This window comes from Arcobacter iocasae, assembly GCF_042214795.1.
Lineage (GTDB): Bacteria > Campylobacterota > Campylobacteria > Campylobacterales > Arcobacteraceae > Arcobacter > Arcobacter iocasae.
Genome location: NZ_CP090177.1, coordinates 1,178,927 through 1,197,777, shown reverse-complemented (window position 1 = coordinate 1,197,777; position 18,851 = coordinate 1,178,927). Strand labels below are relative to the sequence as shown.

The 18,851-nt window shown below is 29.3% G+C and carries 17 protein-coding genes; 11 read left to right on the top strand and 6 right to left on the bottom strand.

Annotated elements, in window-relative coordinates; all coding sequences use genetic code 11:
• From LXN10_RS06040 to LXN10_RS05990, 11 genes are all read left to right on the top strand, one after another.
• Positions 1-435, top strand: a complete 435-nt coding sequence (locus LXN10_RS06040) for a carboxypeptidase-like regulatory domain-containing protein (protein WP_375724975.1) — start codon at positions 1-3, stop codon at positions 433-435.
• Between the two features lie 152 nt (positions 436-587).
• A complete protein-coding gene (locus LXN10_RS06035) occupies positions 588-1,694 on the top strand; it encodes a porin (protein WP_375725331.1) in 1,107 nt (368 codons plus the stop codon).
• A 350-nt stretch (positions 1,695-2,044) separates the two neighbouring features.
• On the top strand, positions 2,045-3,550 hold the full coding sequence (locus LXN10_RS06030; protein ID WP_375724974.1) for an ABC transporter substrate-binding protein: 1,506 nt from the start codon (positions 2,045-2,047) through the stop codon (positions 3,548-3,550).
• Positions 3,551-3,554: 4 nt separating this feature from the next.
• Positions 3,555-4,496, top strand: a complete 942-nt coding sequence (locus LXN10_RS06025; RefSeq protein ID WP_375724973.1) for an ABC transporter permease — start codon at positions 3,555-3,557, stop codon at positions 4,494-4,496.
• Positions 4,489-5,268, top strand: a complete 780-nt coding sequence (locus tag LXN10_RS06020; RefSeq protein ID WP_375724972.1) for an ABC transporter permease — start codon at positions 4,489-4,491, stop codon at positions 5,266-5,268. Before LXN10_RS06025 ends, LXN10_RS06020 begins: the two co-directional genes overlap by 8 nt.
• Complete coding sequence (locus tag LXN10_RS06015) at positions 5,268-6,653, top strand: ABC transporter ATP-binding protein (RefSeq protein WP_375724971.1); 1,386 nt, start codon at positions 5,268-5,270, stop codon at positions 6,651-6,653. Before LXN10_RS06020 ends, LXN10_RS06015 begins: the two co-directional genes overlap by 1 nt.
• Before the next feature lie 574 nt (positions 6,654-7,227).
• Positions 7,228-7,680: a (2Fe-2S)-binding protein gene (locus LXN10_RS06010; protein ID WP_129100786.1), complete on the top strand. Its 453-nt coding sequence runs from the start codon at positions 7,228-7,230 to the stop codon at positions 7,678-7,680.
• A gap of 3 nt (positions 7,681-7,683) precedes the next feature.
• Complete coding sequence (locus LXN10_RS06005) at positions 7,684-9,822, top strand: xanthine dehydrogenase family protein molybdopterin-binding subunit (protein ID WP_375724970.1); 2,139 nt, start codon at positions 7,684-7,686, stop codon at positions 9,820-9,822.
• Positions 9,776-10,609 carry an XdhC family protein gene (locus LXN10_RS06000; protein WP_375724969.1) on the top strand — a complete coding sequence of 278 codons (834 nt, stop codon included), beginning with the start codon at positions 9,776-9,778 and terminating at the stop codon, positions 10,607-10,609. Before LXN10_RS06005 ends, LXN10_RS06000 begins: the two co-directional genes overlap by 47 nt.
• The gene (locus LXN10_RS05995; protein WP_375724968.1) at positions 10,596-11,180 is read left to right on the top strand and encodes a nucleotidyltransferase family protein; all 585 of its coding nucleotides are present in this window, start codon (positions 10,596-10,598) and stop codon (positions 11,178-11,180) included. The genes LXN10_RS06000 and LXN10_RS05995 overlap by 14 nt, the downstream gene beginning before the upstream one ends.
• An 8-nt stretch (positions 11,181-11,188) precedes the next feature.
• Complete coding sequence (locus tag LXN10_RS05990) at positions 11,189-11,905, top strand: SDR family NAD(P)-dependent oxidoreductase (RefSeq protein WP_375724967.1); 717 nt, start codon at positions 11,189-11,191, stop codon at positions 11,903-11,905.
• A gap of 150 nt (positions 11,906-12,055) precedes the next feature.
• Here the strand turns inward: LXN10_RS05990 and LXN10_RS05985 are convergent, their stop codons facing one another.
• The 6 genes from LXN10_RS05985 to mnmG form a co-directional block, all read right to left on the bottom strand.
• Entirely contained in the window at positions 12,056-13,261 is a 1,206-nt protein-coding gene (locus LXN10_RS05985; RefSeq protein ID WP_375724966.1) for an MFS transporter, read from the bottom strand.
• Positions 13,262-13,361: 100 nt separating this feature from the next.
• Positions 13,362-13,811, bottom strand: coding sequence for a cyclophilin-like fold protein (locus LXN10_RS05980; RefSeq protein WP_375724965.1), 450 nt, complete (start codon positions 13,809-13,811; stop codon positions 13,362-13,364).
• 18 nt (positions 13,812-13,829) lie between these two features.
• The gene (locus LXN10_RS05975) at positions 13,830-14,993 is read right to left on the bottom strand and encodes an NAD(P)-dependent alcohol dehydrogenase (RefSeq protein WP_375724964.1); all 1,164 of its coding nucleotides are present in this window, start codon (positions 14,991-14,993) and stop codon (positions 13,830-13,832) included.
• Positions 14,994-15,176: 183 nt separating this feature from the next.
• The gene (locus LXN10_RS05970; RefSeq protein WP_375724963.1) at positions 15,177-15,686 is read right to left on the bottom strand and encodes a (R)-mandelonitrile lyase; all 510 of its coding nucleotides are present in this window, start codon (positions 15,684-15,686) and stop codon (positions 15,177-15,179) included.
• Positions 15,687-15,833: 147 nt separating this feature from the next.
• The gene (locus LXN10_RS05965) at positions 15,834-16,745 is read right to left on the bottom strand and encodes an AraC family transcriptional regulator (RefSeq protein ID WP_375724962.1); all 912 of its coding nucleotides are present in this window, start codon (positions 16,743-16,745) and stop codon (positions 15,834-15,836) included.
• A 190-nt stretch (positions 16,746-16,935) separates the two neighbouring features.
• Positions 16,936-18,828 carry a tRNA uridine-5-carboxymethylaminomethyl(34) synthesis enzyme MnmG gene (gene mnmG / locus LXN10_RS05960; protein ID WP_375724961.1) on the bottom strand — a complete coding sequence of 631 codons (1,893 nt, stop codon included), beginning with the start codon at positions 18,826-18,828 and terminating at the stop codon, positions 16,936-16,938.
• Between the last annotated feature and the right edge of the window lie 23 nt (positions 18,829-18,851).

The following is an 18,851-nucleotide window of genomic DNA, read 5'->3' as shown; positions in this document are numbered from 1 at the left end:
ATGAAAATATTTTTAGGTGCAATTTTATTAAATGTTTCACTTTTTGCACATGGTGTTTTTTATGAAGTAGTTGATGGTGCAATAGGAATAAGAGTAACGGCACCAAACAATATAGCTATAAGTAATGCAGCAATAACCATATATGCACCAGACGCATCTCTTGCTTTTACAAAGGGTAAAACAGATGTAAATGGAAATTTTGCTTTTATGCCTGATTCTCATGGTGAATGGAGAGTTAAGATAAATGTTCCAAGTAGTCATGGCGCACATCTTAAAGATTTTAAAATCAATATTGATAAAAATTTTCAAGTAAAATCATATGAAAAAGTACCATATGATAGATATATGAAAATATTAAGTGCACTTGGATTTCTTCTAGGAATATTTGGAATTATTATCTTATTTAAAAATAGGAAAGGAAATATTGCTAAATAGGTGAATATTATTAAAATTAAGTAAATTGTATAAATATTAACCACAAATATTAACCATAATTTAACGATTTTTAATTATACTTTTAATACTAATAACAATATTATATTACCACAAGGATCGTAATGAGAGCAAATATTTAAAAATTAAGTTTAATTGGTGCACTTGTTATTCTTTCTTCAAGTGCAAGTGGAAAGAATTTAGCAGAAGCTATTAAAAATGTAGATGTGTCGGGAACTATTTCTTATAGATACAATGATTATGAATCAGATAAAGGTGCGGGAAAGACTGAAAACTTTTATAAAGCAGCATTAAATTTATCTACAAAAATGAATGATGACATAAAAGTTAATACAAGATTTTTAGCAGAAGACTTTGCAAGTAACACAGGGAATGAGGCTAATAAAAATGTAGATGTTGAGCTTTTAGAAGCAAATTTTACATATTTAGGCTCTGAAAATTTATCTGTTATATTAGGAAAACAAGCAGTTGTTTCTCCATGGACTATATCAAGAGATTCATTAGGAGATGAGAATACTGGTTCTGGGGTATATTCAGTTTATACTACTGATTATGTGACTCTTTCAGCTGCGTACTTCAATCAAACAAATTTTAATACTGCTGATATTAGTACATGGAATGGTATTATAGGAATAGATGGCTCAGAAAACTTTACCATGATTGGAGCAACAACTTCATTTGCAGGTTTAACTTTAGATGTTGCATATGCTGATTTAAGTGATACTTTTGATACTTATCCTGTTGGACTTGCTGGAAGCTATGATATTTCAGGGGTAAATATATCTCCTTTTGCAAGACATACTTCATTGGATTTGGATAACAGTAGTCAAGATAATAGTTTATGGCAATTAGGATTAATGGCAAGTAAAGGAATATTTTCTGTATTTACTGCATATGGTGAGACAGATAAAGAAGGTGGAAAAGTATCTATAGATTCAAGTGCAAAAACTAACATGGATTATGCATGGAGAGTTACTGCTTCAAATGATGCAGATGCAGCATATACATATATTAGTGGAGATGTAGATGTAGCAAAAAAAGTTAATTTAGGGTTATTTTACTCTAATGCTAATTATGGATCACATTCACGAGCTGATACAAAAGATTTAACAAATATTTTTGGACAAGTAAAATATAAAATGTCTAAAAATCTAGTTACATATGTAAGATATGGTACATTAGAAACAAAAGGGGAAGGTACAGGAATGGTAGGAAGACTTAACATTCAATACTCTTTCTAATAAAAAAAGAAAAAAAAGGGTTAGGTGATAACGATAACTTTATCACCTATTCTACTAATTATCTTATTAACTGCTGCTTGCTGGCTGAGATATTCCAATAATTTTAGCATTACATACTATGAATAGCCTTGTTCATATGCCTATACTATATATTTATTTCTTGTTTGATTATCTGTAACTTCATCAAAATCACTTGAGCCACCCTATTTCTCTATTTCTTTTGTTTTTAATATATCTTTAGCCTTTTATTTTCATTGAAGAAGTAAAAGTTAATAATATATTAAGGTTATTAAACTAAAATCCAAAAAAATGCGACTTAGTTGCATTTATAAAAAAGGAGAAAATTATTTATGTTAAAAAGTAGCATATTAAAATCATTTATATTAACATTTTTTGTATTCTTATCTCTAGAAGCAAAAGAGATTAAAGTTATAGGAGCTTGGGAAATATCTGGTATTGAACCAGCACAATCTGGTTTTATCTTTTCAAGAATGCAAGTTGCGGAGACATTAGTATCAATAGATGGAAATGGTGATTTAATTCCAAATTTAGCTAAAAGTTGGGATGTATCAAAAGATGGTTTACTTTGGAAGTTTGATATTCGGGAGAATGTTAAATTCCAAGATGGAACAAAACTAAGTGCAAAAACTGTTGAGTACAATTTAAATAGAGAGAATCTATTAAAGAATAGTATTTTAAGATATCTTCCTATCGAAAGTATTCAAGCGGTTAATAATACTTTGCAAATAAAGTTAAGTTCACAATTTAGTGCTTTACCAGCATATTTTGCACACTATAGCACTATTATTTTATCAAAAAACTCTTTTGAAAAAAATGGGAAAATAAAAGAAATCATTGGTACAGGAGCTTATAAAATAAAAAGTTTAACAGCTCCATTAAAAATTAAGCTTACAAGATTTGATAAATGGTGGAAGGGTAAAGCGAATATCAAAGATATTACCTATTTATCTGTTGGAAAAGGTGAAACAAGATCACTTATGATAAAAAGTCACGAAGCAGATATTGCTTATTCACTACTTCCTATTTCTTTAAAATCTTTGAAAAATAATCCAACATTGAATACAACAATTGTAACTATTCCTAGATCAAAACTATTAAAAGTTAATCTTGGTTCATTTTTCCTAAAAGATATTAATGTAAGAAGAGCAATTAGCCTTGCCTTAGATAGAGAAAATATGGCTAAAATTATTTTAAAAAATGAAAACTTAGCTGCTAATCAACTTTTCCCACCATCAATGAAATTATGGAATAACTCAAATATTAAACCAATAAAGCAAAATATTACAGAAGCAAATAAACTTTTAGAAAAAGCTGGTTGGAAATTAAAATCTGATGGATATAGATATAAAGATAATAAAAAATTTGAGATTTCTTTAAATACTTATCCCAATAGACCTGATCTTCCTGTTTTAGCTACTGCAATTCAATCACAATTAAAAGAAGTAGGTATTGATGTAAAAGTTTTAATTGATAGTTATACAGAGATAATAAGAAAACATAGAGATGGCACTTTAGACTTGGCACTTATGAGTAGAAACCTTGCCTTAATTCCAAATCCACTAGGAACACTACTTCAAGATTATGGAAGAAATGGATCAGATTGGGGAGCAATGAATTGGACGAATGAAAATATGTTTAAATATTTGACTCAATTAAGAAAAAAAGATAATAAGGATTTGCATAATAAAATCACTCAGATTTTATATGATGATTTACCAGTTATTCCTGTTTCTTGGTCAGAACTTAGTGTAGTTTCAAATAAAAGAATAAAAAATTTAAAAGTAGACCCTTTTGAAATAAATTATTTCTTATCAGATATTACATTGGAAAAATAGTTATATGAAGAAAATAATTATTTCAAGAATTACACAAGTTTTGATGCTTGTTTTACTTATAAGCACAATATCATTTATTATGATGCAGCTACTTCCCGGAGACCCCGCTTTAAAAATTGCAGCGGGAAGATATGGTCCTGATGGAGTAACAGCTGAAATTGCTCAAAGTGTGAGAATGGAATTAGGACTTGATAAGTCTATGTTTCAAGCCTATTTAGATTCTTTATATCAACTTTTTAAATTTGATTTAGGGTACTCACTAATAAGTGGAGAAAAAGTAATCCATGAGATTCAAACGCAAATGGGTTATTCTTTATATTTAGCCTTTTTTTCTTTTCTTTTATCCCTTATTTTTGCTATACCTTTAGGTATTTATTCAGGTGCAAAAAATAATGGGATTATAGATAAGTTAGGCTTTTTCTTTTCTATTTTATTTAGAGCCATTCCACCTTTTATTCTTGGACTTTTATTAATGTACATATTTAGTATATATTTTAGAATATTGCCTCCAGCTGGATTTGAAAACTGGAAGTATTTAGTTCTTCCTTCTCTTACTTTAGCATTAGGATTAGCGGCTGTTTCAAATAGACTTATAAAAGAATCTATGTTAGAAGTTTCTAATTCTTCATATTATGCTTATGGTAAATATAAAGGTCTTACAGATTTAACACTAATCAATAGGCATGGAATTAGAAATGCTTCTATTTCTGTTATAGCTTATTTGGGATTACAATCAATATATTTAATTGAGGGAGTTGTAATAGTTGAATCAATTTATGCATTTCCAGGTATTGGTCATGCTTTAGTTCATGCAGTTATTGCAAGAGATATTCCTATGATACAAGGTACTGTTTTAGTTATGGGACTATTTTTTATATTAATAAATTTTTTCACAGATATGATAACTAGTACTTTAGACCCAAGATTAAGGATTAAGAATGCTTAATAAAATCAATTCATCACTTATAGGATATAGCATATTAATAGTTTTATTTATTATATTTATTCCACTTCTTACAGATATTGATCCAAATAAACAAAATCTCATGAATGCATTAGCAGATTTTAATTCTTCAAACTTATTAGGAACAGATCAGTATGGAAGAGATATGTTAACAAGACTTGCGTATGCGACTAGATTATCTTTTATATTAGCTTTTATTACTATGTTAACTGCTGCTATTCCTGGAATATTATTAGGAATATTTGCTGCATATAAAGAGGGAATAATAGAAAAGATTTTGATTTTAATTTCTGATATTATTCTTTCACTTCCTGGTTTATTATTAGTTTTATTATTAGTAGCTTTTGATCCAGGTAATTTGTTATTATTATATTTGGGATTATCTTTATCATTATGGGTTGAGTTCTTTAGAGTAACTAGGGTAAAAACAAAAACTATTTTAGTACAGCCTTATATTGAATCAACAAAATTATTAGGTTTTTCTACTTTTTATATTTTGAAAAAACAAATTTTGCCACAATTATTTCCTATATTATTTACTCTTGCTACTTTTGCTATGAGTACTGCAATTATTGCAATATCAACATTAAGTGCAATGGGTATTGGTCTACATCCACCAAGGGCAGAATTAGGTGGTATGATTGTAGAGTTTATGCCATATTTTGATGAAAAAGTAACACTAATATTACTTCCTTCATTTTTTATATTTTTATTGATTTTATCTTTACAATTGATTTCTAAAAGGAGATTCTAATGGGCTCAAAATTAGAAATTATTGATTTATTTATCACTTTAAAGGATTCAATTTTAGTAGAAAATATAAATTTATCTTTATGTGAAAAAGAGCCTTTGGTTTTATTAGGAGAATCTGGTTCTGGGAAATCTTTGATAATTGATGCAGTTATGGGAACTTTACCAAAAGAGTTTAATGTTACAGGAAAAATTATATTAAATGGTCAAGACATACTCAAACTTTCAAGTAAAAATAGAAAAAAACTGTGGGGAAAAGAGATTGCATATTTACCTCAGGAACCATGGAGAGCTTTAGACCCAACAATGAATGTTATCAATCAAGTAAGTGAAGTGCATAAATATATACACCATGAAAAAGATTCAAAACAAAAAGCACTTCATGATTTAAAAGAAGTTTCATTGGACAATTCTAAAAATGCCTACCCTTTTGAACTCTCAGGTGGAATGTCACAAAGAGTAACCATAGCTATTACACATGCTTTTAATAGCAATGTATTACTTGTCGATGAACCTACAAAAGGGCTTGATAAACACTTATGTAATAGTGTAATAAATAGATTAAATAAAGAAATCGAGAATAAAAAGTTAGTATTTGTAATAACCCATGATATAGATATTGCTAAAAACTTAAAAGGTAATTTAGGAATAATACAAAATGGTAAACTTATAGAATACAATAAAAGCGAATTATTATTTTCAAATCCAAAACACCCTTATACAAAAAAGTTATTATCAAGTGAAACATCAAAATGGGAAGTTGAAAAAAGTGAAGTTATAGATGAAGTTGTAATTGAAGCAAAAAATTTAAGTAAAACATACAATGATAAAAAGCTATTTTCAGATTTAAATTTTAAATTAAAAAGAGGAGAAATCACAGCAATAGTTGGAAATAGTGGAAGTGGGAAAAGCACTTTAGGTGATATTGTACTTGGTCTTAGAGAACCTGATAATGGAAAAATTAACAAACCATTATCATCAAAAAATATACATTATCAAAAAATCTATCAACAACCACCAAGTGCATTTTTACCAAACCAAATACTAAAAAATAGTTTTGAAGATTTAATCAAAGTTCACAATATAAATATGAATGAAGTTTATAAATTATTAGAAAAAGTAAATTTAAAAAAAGAACTATTAGATAGAAAACCTGATGAGATTTCAGGAGGAGAGCTTCAAAGAATAGCAATAATAAGAGTACTATTACTAAAACCTATTTTTATATTTGCAGATGAAGTAACATCAAGACTTGATCCAATTAGCCAGCAAGAAATAATATATTTACTTCTTGACATTGTAAAAGAAGATAAATTATCTCTATTATTAGTTACCCATGATAGAGTATTGGCAGAGAAAATATCAAATAAAATCTTGTATATAAACTAAAAGCCTTTTTAAGCTTTTAGTTTTTAAAAATAGTCATTTACTTTTGTATCTTACCTTGTATGTCATATTCAATAAAAATTGATAATGATATATTAAATATTGATAATAGTAATTTAGCTTAGTTCATATATTTTTCTTTTAAGGTTGTTCTACAAAAGAGTAAAACAACCTTTAAAATAAACAACTACTTTTGAATTGGTCTTATTTTAAACCAAGCTACATAAAGTGCTGGTAAAAATAGTAAAATCAGTGCTGTTCCACCAATAAGTGTGTATGCCATAAAACCCCAAAATACTCAATAAGTTAAAGAAATAAAAGCAAGTGTAGTTAAAATAACTGGTCTCTCTCTTCAATCTGTAGTATCTTCATATAGAGCATTAGGTGGAGGTTGGTAATATTTTAGTTACTAAAAATTTGGTTGGAAATCAACTTTTTATTTTCCACATATAAGAATTCTTCATTAAGAAATATATATTTAGAGGAATAGGCAATTATTTTAGATAATTATTCTATTGAAAATTTTCATATTTATCTATAATAAAATAGATAAGATTTTATATTATTAGGAGAAGAAATGAAATATGTAATTATAAATGATAAAAAATATGAATTAAAAGATATTCCACAAGATACACCAATATTATGGGTATTAAGAGATTATCTAAATATGACAGGAACAAAATTTGGCTGTGGAGTTGCTCAATGTGGAGCATGTACAGTACTTTTAGATGATAAAGCAATTAGAAGTTGTTCAACTCCTCTTAGTGAAGCTATAGGGAAAAAGATAACTACAATTGAAAATAAAGAAGATAAAGAGCTAAAAGCTTTACGAATAGTTTGGAAGGAACATGATGTAGCTCAATGTGGATATTGTCAACCAGGTCAAATTATGAATGCAAGTGCTCTTTTAAAATCAAATAAGAATCCATCTAGTGATCAAATAAAAGAAGTAATGAATGGAAATATTTGTAGATGTGGGACATATAACAAAATTTTAAAAGCAGTTTCGACTGTAGCGAAAGGATAAAAGATGAAATTAGAAAGAAGAGAATTTATAAAAAATAGTACACTCTTAACATCCGCATTTATTATTGGATTTAATTTACCTATAAAAGGTAAAGCTGCAGCTATTGAAAAAAGTAATGTATTAGAACCAAATGCTTTTATTACAATCGCTCAAGATAATACCATCACTTTTTTCTTAGGTCAAGTTGAAATGGGACAAGGTATATATACTGGAATTTCACAATGTATTGCAGATGAATTAGATGCAAAATGGGATGAAATAATTTTTGAACCAGCCCCTGTTAAAGATGTATTTAATATTCCAGGAATGCCTATGATGATTACTGGTGGTTCAATGAGTATTAAGACTCAACAACAAAGAGTTCGAGAAGTGGGAGCTACTCTTAGATTAATGTTAAAACAAGCAGCAGCTAAAAAATGGCAAGTAAGATTATTTGATATAGAGACAAAAGACTCTTATGTGATAAATAAAAGAACAAAAGAGAAACTTTCATATGGTAATTTAGTAGATGATATTAAAAAAATGCAATTACCAACTGATGTAAAAATAAAAGAGCCAAAAGAATATAGACTTATGGGTAAATCATTAAAAAGACATCCTATTGAAGTTGAAGAAAAAATTACTGGAAAAGGTATTTTTGGAATTGATGTAAGAGTTGAAGATATGAAATATGCATCACTTGTTCAACCAAGAGTTTTTGGAGCTAAAATAAAAAGTTATGATGACTCTAAAGCTAAAAATATGCCAGGAGTTTTAAAAATAAAACAACTTCCAAATGAAAAAATTGCTGTAATTGCATCACATTGGTGGCAAGCAAAAAATGCTATGGAGCAAATAACAGTAGTTTGGGATAATGGAGAGTTTGCAAATGTAAGTTCATCTGATTTGGACAAAGAGTATAAAGATTATCTAACAAAAGAAAATAATACTATGAGAAAAGATGGGAATATTGATGAATCTTTTAAAAATGCTCATAAAATTGTAGAAGCAGAGTATATTTTCCCATATTTAGCCCATGCAGCTATGGAACCAATTAATTGTACAGTACATCATAAAAAAGATTCTGCTTATATGTCAGTTGGTGGTCAAATGCAAACTATCTATAGAGATGTATGTGCAGAAATTTTAGAAGTAAAAAAAGAAAATGTTGAATACTATACGAACTATTTAGGAGGTAGCTTTGGAAGAAGAGCAAATCCAACTGCTGATTTTATTAAAGATGCCGCTTATGTATCAAAAAATGAACCTTATGCAATAATGACTTTATGGACAAGAGAAGATGATATAAAAATGGGATATTATAGACCACTAAGTTATGCTAATGCAAAATTATCTCTTGATAAAGATGGAAATATTACAGGTTTTAAAGCAAATCTTATAAATCAATCTTTAACAAAAGGTACACCTTTTGAACAATTTATGTTTAAAAATGGTATTGATGGAACGCAAAGAGAAGGTTTGGAAGATCATCCATATAAAATATCAAGTCATGATTTAAAATCATTTTGTCCAGATTTACCTGTAACTGTTTTATGGTTGCGTTCAGTTGGACATACTGTTTCAGCACCAGTAGTAGAAAATATCATTGACCAAGCAGCCAATGCTTTAAATATGGATCCACTTGATTTTAGAATTAAAAATTTAAGAAATCCAAGATATATAAAACTCTTAGAAAATGTTGCGAAGCAGTCAGATTGGGAAAAACGCGAAAAAAATAGTGGTTATGGAGTTGCAATTGCAGAATCTTTTGGAAGTATTGTTGCTTATGTAATAAAAATAAAAGTTGAAAATAATGATTTTAGAATACAAAATGTATGGAGTGCAGTTGATTGTGGATATGCAATGAATCCACTAGGAATTGAAAATCAAATTGAAAGTGCTGTTAACTTTACAATTGGATATGCAAAATATGCACAAATCACATTAACAAATGGAGCAGTTGACCAAAACAATTTCTATGATTATGAAGTAAATAGAATAAAAGATGCACCTGATTCAATAAAAGTTGAGATTATAAATTCTGGAGAAAAAATTGGTGGTATCGGTGAAGTTGGAGTTCCTCCAATGTTTGCAGCAGTTATAAATGCAATAGCAGATGCAACGGGAAAAAGATACACAAGTTTTCCAATTAAATTGGGATAAGTTCATGTTTGATGATAAAGAACATTTAAAGTTTATTCAATATTGTAAAGATAAAAAACTTGATGTTGTAGTAACCAGCGTTATTGAAACACAGGGTTCTACTTATGCCAAAGTTGGAAATAAAATGCTTGTAAATTCAAATGATGAATTTGCAGGTGTTTTAGGAAGTAAGTTTTTACAAAATAAAATAATAGAATCTTCAAAAGAAGCTTTAAAAACTGGTCAAATATTTACTTTTGAATCAATCCCACAAGATGAATCCTCAGGTCATGGAACTTCAAAATATAAAATAGAACCATTTTTTTATGAAAAAAATTATGACAAAATTAATGAATATATAAAAAAAACTTATTCTCTTTTGATTTTTGGCTCCGGAGCTCATGTTACTTCCTTGATTCTTATGGCAAATTTAATGGGTTGGGAAACAACAGTCATAGATATAAAGATTCATAAAGAGTTTGTAAAAGAAGCTGATACCTTATTGGAACTTGAAAGTATAGAAAATATTTTAGATATGGATTTAAGTTCATATAATGCTTCAGTTATTTTAAGTCATAATCCAAAAACGGATGATATGTATTTAAAAGCATTACTTAATTCAAATATGAATTATATAGGAATGATGGGAAATAAAAAGAATATGCAAAGAATAAAAAAAGAGTTTGCTTTAGAAAATGACAAACGATTTTTTGCTCCTATTGGTTTGGAGATTGGTGGGAACACTCATCAATCTATTGCTTTATCAATATGCTCACAAATTGAGGCTAGAAAAAATGGAAAAATCTAAAGATTTAGCCATTATTATCTTAGCTGCTGGAACATCTTCAAGATTAGGAAATATTACAAAACAGTTATTAAAATATAGAGAAGAAACTTTTTTAAAAATTACAGTCAAAAAAGCTTTAGCTCTGTCTTCTGATGTTTTTATGATACTTGGATATGAAAAAGAGGCTTGTAAAAAAGAGTTAGAAAATTTTAATATTAATATATTATTTAATAAAGATTATGAAAAAGGTATAGGAAGTTCTATCTCTTTTGGAATTGAACACACACAAAACTATAAAAATAGTTTGATAATACTTTGTGACCAACCATTTGTTCCAATTGAACATTTACAATCATTAAAAAATGCTATAAATAATAAAACTATAATAGCAACACAATATGAAAATTCAAAAAGCTCTACAGTCCCAGCTATTTTCCCAAAAATATACTATGAAAGATTACTCAAATTAAAAGAAGATTATGGAGCAAAATCAATTTTAAAGAATGAAAAATGCATTAGTATAAGTTTAGAAAAAAAGTATTCTATTGATATTGATACCGTTGAAGATATGAAAAGTGGAATAACCCAATAAGAGAGCTTATGAAAAAAATATTTATAACAGGTTCCAGTGATGGAATTGGACTTTATGTAGCAAAAATGCTTATAAAACAGGGGCACGAAGTGATATTTCATGCCAAAGACATTACTCGCGCAAAACATATATATAAAGAAATGGGAAAAGTTAAGGTTATTGTGGGAGATTTAAGTGATTTTGAAGAAATTAAATCATTAGCCAAAGAGGTCAATAATTTAGGCAATCTTGACACTATTATTCATAATGCTGGGCTGTTTCATACTTCTAATGAATCCATCTTTAAAGTAAATGTTTTAGCGCCTTACATGCTTACAGTTCTTATAAATAGACCTCAAAGGCTCATTTATATTGGTTCAAATATGCATCCACAAGGTAAAATAAATATTTTAAATTTGAGTTTAGAAATAGGAGTTGATTACTCAACATCTAAACTTTATATTTTGATGTTGAGTTTATTCTTTGCTCGAAAATGGAAAGATGTCTATGTCAATGTGGTTGATCCAGGATGGGTAAGAACAAAAATGAGTAATTATAATGCACCAGATAGTTTAGAAGATGGAAGTGCTACTCAAGTATGGTTAGCAACAAATAGTGATGCAAAGATGAGTGGGAAATATTTCTATCATCTTCAAGAGACTTTATACTCTTCAAAAGCTAATGATATTAAAGCTCAAGAAGAACTTATAAAATTGTGTGAAAAATCAACAGGCGTTATATTTTAAATTAATTTTACAAAAAGAGGCTTGTATAAATATTGAGCTTAAAAAAACTTTTTGTAGGGATATTGATACTTTAGAAGATGTAAATCTTTTTTTAAATTAGAAGAATTACTCGTACTTAGTTTTAAGCATGAGTAATCCTTTAAATTTTTATTATGCTTTTTCTTTTTTATATGTATAAACTGCAGTTACACTTGCCATGAGTGTGGCAACTGCTAAAATGATTGCACTAAATACAAAAGTAATTTCATAACCGTAAATATCAAAAAGTAAACCTCCACCTGCAGCACCTACGGTAATAGCCAATTGTGCAACTGCAACCATCAATCCTCCACCAGCTTCTGTATCATTAGGTAAAGTTTTACTAAGCCATGTCCACCAAGCAACTGGGGCTGATGTTCCCAAAAGTCCCCAAAAACTCATAAGAATAAATACAGCTAATAAAGAATCTCCAAAATAAAGAAGAGAAATTACAATAATTATCATTAAAAAAGGAATGATAATTAGTAAACTATAAAGTCTTGTTTTTAAAATATTTCCAATAACAAAAGTTCCTATAAGACCTGATACACCCATAGCTAATAAAATTAGTGATAGTGTTTCAACATCTACACCTGTATGTATTTCTAGAAAAGGTCTAAGATAAGTAAATAGTGCAAATTGTCCCATAAAAAAGAACATTGTTGCAAGCATTCCTAAAGTAACCTTCCATTGTTTTAAAAGTTTAAATACACTACTAAACTTTGGTCTATGTCCATATACATGCCGTGCAGGCAAGTGTGGCATACTTTTATATTGCCAGATGAAAGTAATAACAGCAATTGGAACAATACAAAAAAATGCTCCTCTCCACCCAATAATCCCACCAAGAAAACTTCCCAAAGGAGCTGCAACTGTAGTTGCTAAGGCATTTCCACCATTTAAGATAGCTAATGCCTTTGGTACAATTTCTTTAGGTACAAGGCGCATAATTGTAGCAGCTGACATAGACCAAAACCCACCAATACAAATACCTAAAACAGCTCGACCAATCATTAATATATTTGAATTAGGTGCAAATGCTACCATTACCCCTGCTACACCCATTAAGGCTGTAAAAAAAAGTAATACGCTTCTTCTATCTGTATGTCCAATAATTGATGTAATAAAAAGGCTCGTAACTAATGCAAATAGCCCTGATATTGATATAGATTGTCCCGCATGACCTTCTGTGATTGCTAACTCACTTGCTATTGGTGTTAGTAAACTTACTGGCATAAATTCTGATGCAACTAAAACCATTGCACATAATGACATTGCCCAAACTGCTCCCCAAAGTGGAACAGAAGATTCTTCATTAATTTTTATTCTTTTCTTCATGTTTTTCCTAATAATATTTTAAAGTTGTTTGCTATGTGATAGATAGGCACAAGAAGAGTATTTCTTGTACCTTAATATGTATAATTGAGTGATAAGAAAATCATTTGAGATCAAATGTGATAGCAATATCTTCTGAACCAAGAGTTTCTTCTAAACTATGAGTATCATCAATATGACCTATCTTTGTATACCTATATGGTGTAGAAAAAGTTTTATAAAAAAGAACTAAACTGTAATTATCATAAAGCATTATATCTCCAGCATTTATAAACTTAGGGCTATAACTGTCTGTTGGCAAAGCTTTTGAAAAGTGATAATACTTTTCATTGCTATGTAGGTCATTCATAGTGATAGATAGTGGTAGCCTTTTTTTTAATTCTTTTACTGTTTCATTTTCTTCTAGCGTTGCAACAAATTCTTTTTGACCTATTGTAATTGTAATTTTATTGCCCATATCCTTATCCTTTTGTTTTATTTCATTTGCAGTAATTGTCATAAAACTTTGTAAAAATAGTAATAATGAAAAAATGATTAATAGTTTTTGTTTCATACTTGATACCAAAATCTTTTAAATTGTTGCAGTATCAATTACATATCTATATCGTGCTTTTTTATCAACGATATTTTTCCAAGCTTGTGTAATCTCTTGGGCTTTAATCATTTCAATTTCAGGTAAAACATTGTGTTTTGCACAATAATCTATCATCTCTTGAGTCTCTTTCATTCCCCCAATAAGTGAAGCATTAAAGTTAACTCTACTTGCTGCTAAACCAAGGTTATTTAAAGTGATTTTGAAATCTTCTGGCATACCAACTAAGGTAAAGTATCCGTAAGGCTTAACAACACGGGCATAAGATGCAACATCAAATTGATAGGGAATAGTACAAATCAAATAATCCATTTGTCCAGCATATTGTTGTAATTTTTTAGTATCATCTACTACAATAACTTCTTTTGCACCCATTGCTTTTATGCTATCAACTTTGTCTGCTGTTGTTGTTAATGCATATACTTCAGCTCCTTTTGAAACTGCAAGTTTTACAGCCATATGACCTAACCCACCAATACCTGCAACGGCAACTTTATCTCCTTTTTTAATTTGTGCATTTACTATTGGTGAATATGTAGTAATTCCCGCACATAAAAGTGGAGCTGCTTTTTCAAAACTAAGATTTTCAGGAAGATGCACTGCAAAATGGTCTCTTACAACTATATGAGTTGAATAACCACCTTGGCTAATTCCAGTTGGTTCTCTTTTATCTGGAAATCCATAGGTAAACAAAGTATCAGATTGATACTGTTCTTCATTTTCACAAGTAGTACAACCATCAACCATACAACCAACACCAGCTCTATCACCAACTTTAAACTTAGTTACATTTTTTCCAACTTGAGTAATAATTCCTGCAATTTCATGCCCTGGGACTTGTGGATATTGTTGTTTTCCCCAGTGTCCTTTTTCTTGATGAATATCAGAGTGACAAATACTTGCTGCTTTTATTTCAATTAAAATATCATCATCAGCTACAGCTCTTCTTTCAAACTCCCATGGCTTAATTACGCCTGATTCATCGAATGCTGCGTAAGCTTTTGTTTTTATTGTTTTATTCATTATATATCCTTTTTCATTTGCTAAAATATCTGCTGGTTTATAAAAAACTAAACCTGCACCAATCATTGTGGTTTTTTTTATAAAGTCTCTTCTTTTGTTTTTGTTCGATTCTTCACACATAATTTTTCCCTATAATTTAAAATAATTATTTTCTGGTTTTCAAAACTTCTTGTAAAATATCGTTTGCAGTTTTTGCTTCATTTCTCCCAACTTTAGTATTTTATCACTTCCCATACTCTCATTTGCAAAAATAAAAAGTGGTAGAAATAAAAATAATTTGACTAATTGCCTCATTTCTTGTCCTTAGTTAATAGTGTATTGTTTATCGCTAACAGCTTCTAACCAATCAACATTTTTTCCATCTTGATTTGCACCAGTTACTACTAGATGTGTCATAGCTATATCTTTAGATGCTCCATGCCAGTGTTTTACACCTATTGGAATCCAAACAACATCTCCTGCTTTTATAACTTGAATAGGTTTTCCCCATTCTTGATAGTACCCAACTCCAGAACTTACTATAATATGTTGCCCAGCTGGATGAGAGTGCCAATTTGTTCTAGCTTTTGACTCAAAAATCACATATGCACCTCCATGTGTTTTTGCATCACTTTGGGGATAAAGCATATCTATTCTTACCTCTCCTCCTGTAAAGTAGTTTTTATAATCTGATTTACTTACAGCTATTGATGCTCTTGATTCTATTTTTGATATATTGTCCATATTTTTTTCTCCTTGATTTGCTTTAACTTGAAGTGATATAGACATCACAACGAAACCTAGTAAAAATATTTTTTCATCTGTTCTCTCCAAATTTTCTCTTATATATTTTAATTCATTTAAAAGAATTTAACTAGAACATTAATCCATGCTAGTTGCCTAATACTATAAAAATAAAAATTTAGATGATAAGAGATGAAATGTAGAGAAGTTTACTCTACATTTTAAGAGAGAAAAATATTAAGCAGTTTTTTCTATTTTGGTAGAGAGTATAAAAGCTTTAGGAGATGTACCAAACATTCTGGAAAATTCTCTACTAAATTGAGAAGGACTCTCATATCCAACGATATAAGCAACTTCTGCAATTTCAATGTTTCTACCTAATAGTAACTGTTTTGCTTCTTCAAGTCTAAGTTTTTTTTGAAACTGAAGGGGAGACATCGATGTAATAGTTTTAAAGTTTTGGTACAAAGAAGACTCACTTATATTGATTAAATCAGCTAATTCTTTAATAGACAGTTTATCACTAAAATTGTCTTTGATTTCATTGATTACTTTAACTATTTTGTTAGAAATTGTACCTTCCATTGCAAATTTATTTAAAAAGTATCCACTTTTGTCATTAATTAAAATAAAGAGAATCTCTTTAATAATAAAAGGAGAGAGATAGTTAATGTCTTCTTTAGGCTTATCTAATAGTTTAACTAATCTTGCTATTGGATTATACAATCGTTCGCTCATTTCATCAAAAAAAAGTCCTTTTTCAGATTTTTTTGTAAACAATAATTTTTCTGGATTGGTGTTTTTAAGAACTTCATAAATATCTTCTATTTTAAATCTTATTCTTAAAGATATATACGGCTTTTCTTGTGATGCTTCGAGGATTTGAACTTTTGCAGGTACATATGTTGATGAAAGTAAATACTCTTTTGAATTATAATTGTAAAGGTTATCCCCAAAACCTACTGCTTTACTTCCTTGCAAAATAATACATAATGACGGTTCATACATGATACTAGTAAATTCTGATGGCTGGTTGGAAAAATAAAAATCTAAACATGGAATATAAGATTGTATGGCACCAGAGAAACTGTATTTTGATTTTAAAAAATCTATTAATTCAAATCTGTACGAATCAATTGAATCAGTCATGATAATCCTTTAATTAAGAAATATTTTCATTATTACATTATTATATAAAATTATGAAGGGAATGGCTATATAAATACTCTATTTCTCTTGCCTATTCCTATAAATAGCTTTTGAAATAAAATAATTACAATAAAAAAGGCTAAGTTCATTTGAACTTAGCCTTTAGAAATAAGATGATAAATTTTGTTTTTTATGCAGTTGCATTTTTTACTGTTTTATTTTGTAAATTTATATACAAATGAATAACATCAACTGCAGCTGGTGTTATTCCTGAAATTTCTCCTGCATTGAAAAGAGTTGGTGGTCTAAACTTTTCTAGCTTTTCGATTGCTTCATTTGAAAGTCCAGGGATTTCTTTATAATCAAAATTTTCTGGTATTTTTAATTGAATCATTTTTTTCATTTTTTCTATTTGTTTTTGTTGTTTTTCAACATATCTATAATATTTCGCTTCGATTATTATTTGCTCTTTTATATAGTTGTCTAACTCTTTAAATTGAGGGCAAAGTTCATCAAAGTTTTCTGTTGTAACACCATTTCTTCCAACTATATCAAGTAATAAAACTCTATCTTTGATTTTATCTTGTCCAAGTTTTTCTAGAAGTTCTAGATTCTCTTTTTTTGAAGTAAACCATTCCTTTTTCATAAAATCAATTGCTTCTTTTATACATTTTTCTTTGTATTGTACTTTTTGGATTGTTTCATCACTTATAAGTCCAATTTTATGACCGTACTCACTAAGTCTTATATCTGCTCCTTCTTCTCTTAGAAGTAGTCTATATTCTGCTCGACTTGTAAACATTCTATATGGTTCAGCTGTTCCTTTTGTAACTAAATCGTCAATCAAAACACCAATGTATGCTTCATCTCTTCTTAGGATTAAAGGCTCTTTATTATCAATTGCAAGTGAAGCATTGATACCAGCCATTAGTCCTTGAGAAGCTGCTTCTTCATATCCTGTAGTAGCATTAATTTGCCCAGCATGATATAGGTTTTTTACTTTTTTAGTTTCAAGGGTATGTTTTAGTTCTGTTGGGTCAACATAATCATACTCTATGGCATATCCATATCTCACAATTTTGGCATTTTCTAAACCAGCTATTGAGTGTATCATCTCTTTTTGAACATCAATTGGCATAGAAGTACTTAATCCATTGATATAATATTCTGTTGCCATTGCTGTTTGAGGTTCTAAAAATAGTTGATGTCTATCTCGCTCAGAAAATCTATTTACCTTATCTTCAATACTTGGACAGTATCTAGGTCCACTTCCTTTGATTTGTCCAGTAAATAGAGGTGCTCTGTGGAAGTTACTAGATATTTTTCCATGGGTTCCCAAGTTTGTGTATGTGATATAACACGGGTGTTGTTTTGGGTTAAAAGTTGACTTATCTGTTCTAAATGAGAAAGGAGTTGGTTTTTCATCTCCTCCATGCTCTTCCATTTTTGAAAAGTCTATTGATTTTGCATCAATTCTTGCAGGTGTTCCTGTTTTTAGTCTTCCAACATTTAGTCCAAACTCTTTTAACTGTGTTGATAAAGTAGAAGAGGGTAATTCCCACGCTCTTCCCGCATCATAAGTTGAAGTTCCTATGTGAATAAGACCTTTCATAAATGTTCCAGTTGTAAGAATCACTTTTTTTGATTCGAACTCTTCACCAAGTTTTGTTTTTACACCACAAACTTCAAGACCGTTTTCATCTTTTGTTAAAAGTGAACTTACTTCATCTTGATAGATTTCTAGATTTTCTGTATTGTGACATACTTTTCTCATGTATGTTCTATATCTATCCATATCAATTTGTGCACGACTTCCTTGGACTGCTGCACCTTTAGAAGCGTTTAATATTCTAAATTGAATACCTGCACTATCTGTACAAAGTCCCATCTCTCCACCAAGGGCATCTAATTCTCTTACTAAATGTCCTTTTGCCAATCCACCAATAGCGGGGTTACAACTTGCTGCTCCGATTTGTTCAACTAGCATAGTTACAAGAAGAGTTTTTTTACCCATTCTTGCACTTGCCAATGAGGCTTCAATTCCAGCATGTCCTCCACCGACTACGATTACATCATATTTCATTTTATCTCCATAAGTATACAATT

Bases quoted from the DNA above. Each gene is read 5' to 3' on its own strand.
- LXN10_RS05975 (WP_375724964.1), bottom strand. From the start codon at position 14,993: ATGTGTGAAGAATCGAACAAAAACAAAAGAAGAGACTTTATAAAAAAA.
- LXN10_RS06015 (WP_375724971.1), top strand. From the start codon at position 5,268: ATGGGCTCAAAATTAGAAATTATTGATTTATTTATCACTTTAAAGGAT.
- LXN10_RS05965 (WP_375724962.1), bottom strand. From the start codon at position 16,745: ATGACTGATTCAATTGATTCGTACAGATTTGAATTAATAGATTTTTTA.
- LXN10_RS06040 (WP_375724975.1), top strand. From the start codon at position 1: ATGAAAATATTTTTAGGTGCAATTTTATTAAATGTTTCACTTTTTGCA.
- LXN10_RS05995 (WP_375724968.1), top strand. From the start codon at position 10,596: ATGGAAAAATCTAAAGATTTAGCCATTATTATCTTAGCTGCTGGAACA.
- LXN10_RS06020 (WP_375724972.1), top strand. From the start codon at position 4,489: ATGCTTAATAAAATCAATTCATCACTTATAGGATATAGCATATTAATA.
- LXN10_RS05990 (WP_375724967.1), top strand. From the start codon at position 11,189: ATGAAAAAAATATTTATAACAGGTTCCAGTGATGGAATTGGACTTTAT.
- LXN10_RS06030 (WP_375724974.1), top strand. From the start codon at position 2,045: ATGTTAAAAAGTAGCATATTAAAATCATTTATATTAACATTTTTTGTA.
- LXN10_RS05985 (WP_375724966.1), bottom strand. From the start codon at position 13,261: ATGAAGAAAAGAATAAAAATTAATGAAGAATCTTCTGTTCCACTTTGG.
- LXN10_RS06000 (WP_375724969.1), top strand. From the start codon at position 9,776: ATGCAACGGGAAAAAGATACACAAGTTTTCCAATTAAATTGGGATAAG.
- mnmG (WP_375724961.1), bottom strand. From the start codon at position 18,828: ATGAAATATGATGTAATCGTAGTCGGTGGAGGACATGCTGGAATTGAA.
- LXN10_RS05980 (WP_375724965.1), bottom strand. From the start codon at position 13,811: ATGAAACAAAAACTATTAATCATTTTTTCATTATTACTATTTTTACAA.
- LXN10_RS06010 (WP_129100786.1), top strand. From the start codon at position 7,228: ATGAAATATGTAATTATAAATGATAAAAAATATGAATTAAAAGATATT.
- LXN10_RS06025 (WP_375724973.1), top strand. From the start codon at position 3,555: ATGAAGAAAATAATTATTTCAAGAATTACACAAGTTTTGATGCTTGTT.
- LXN10_RS06005 (WP_375724970.1), top strand. From the start codon at position 7,684: ATGAAATTAGAAAGAAGAGAATTTATAAAAAATAGTACACTCTTAACA.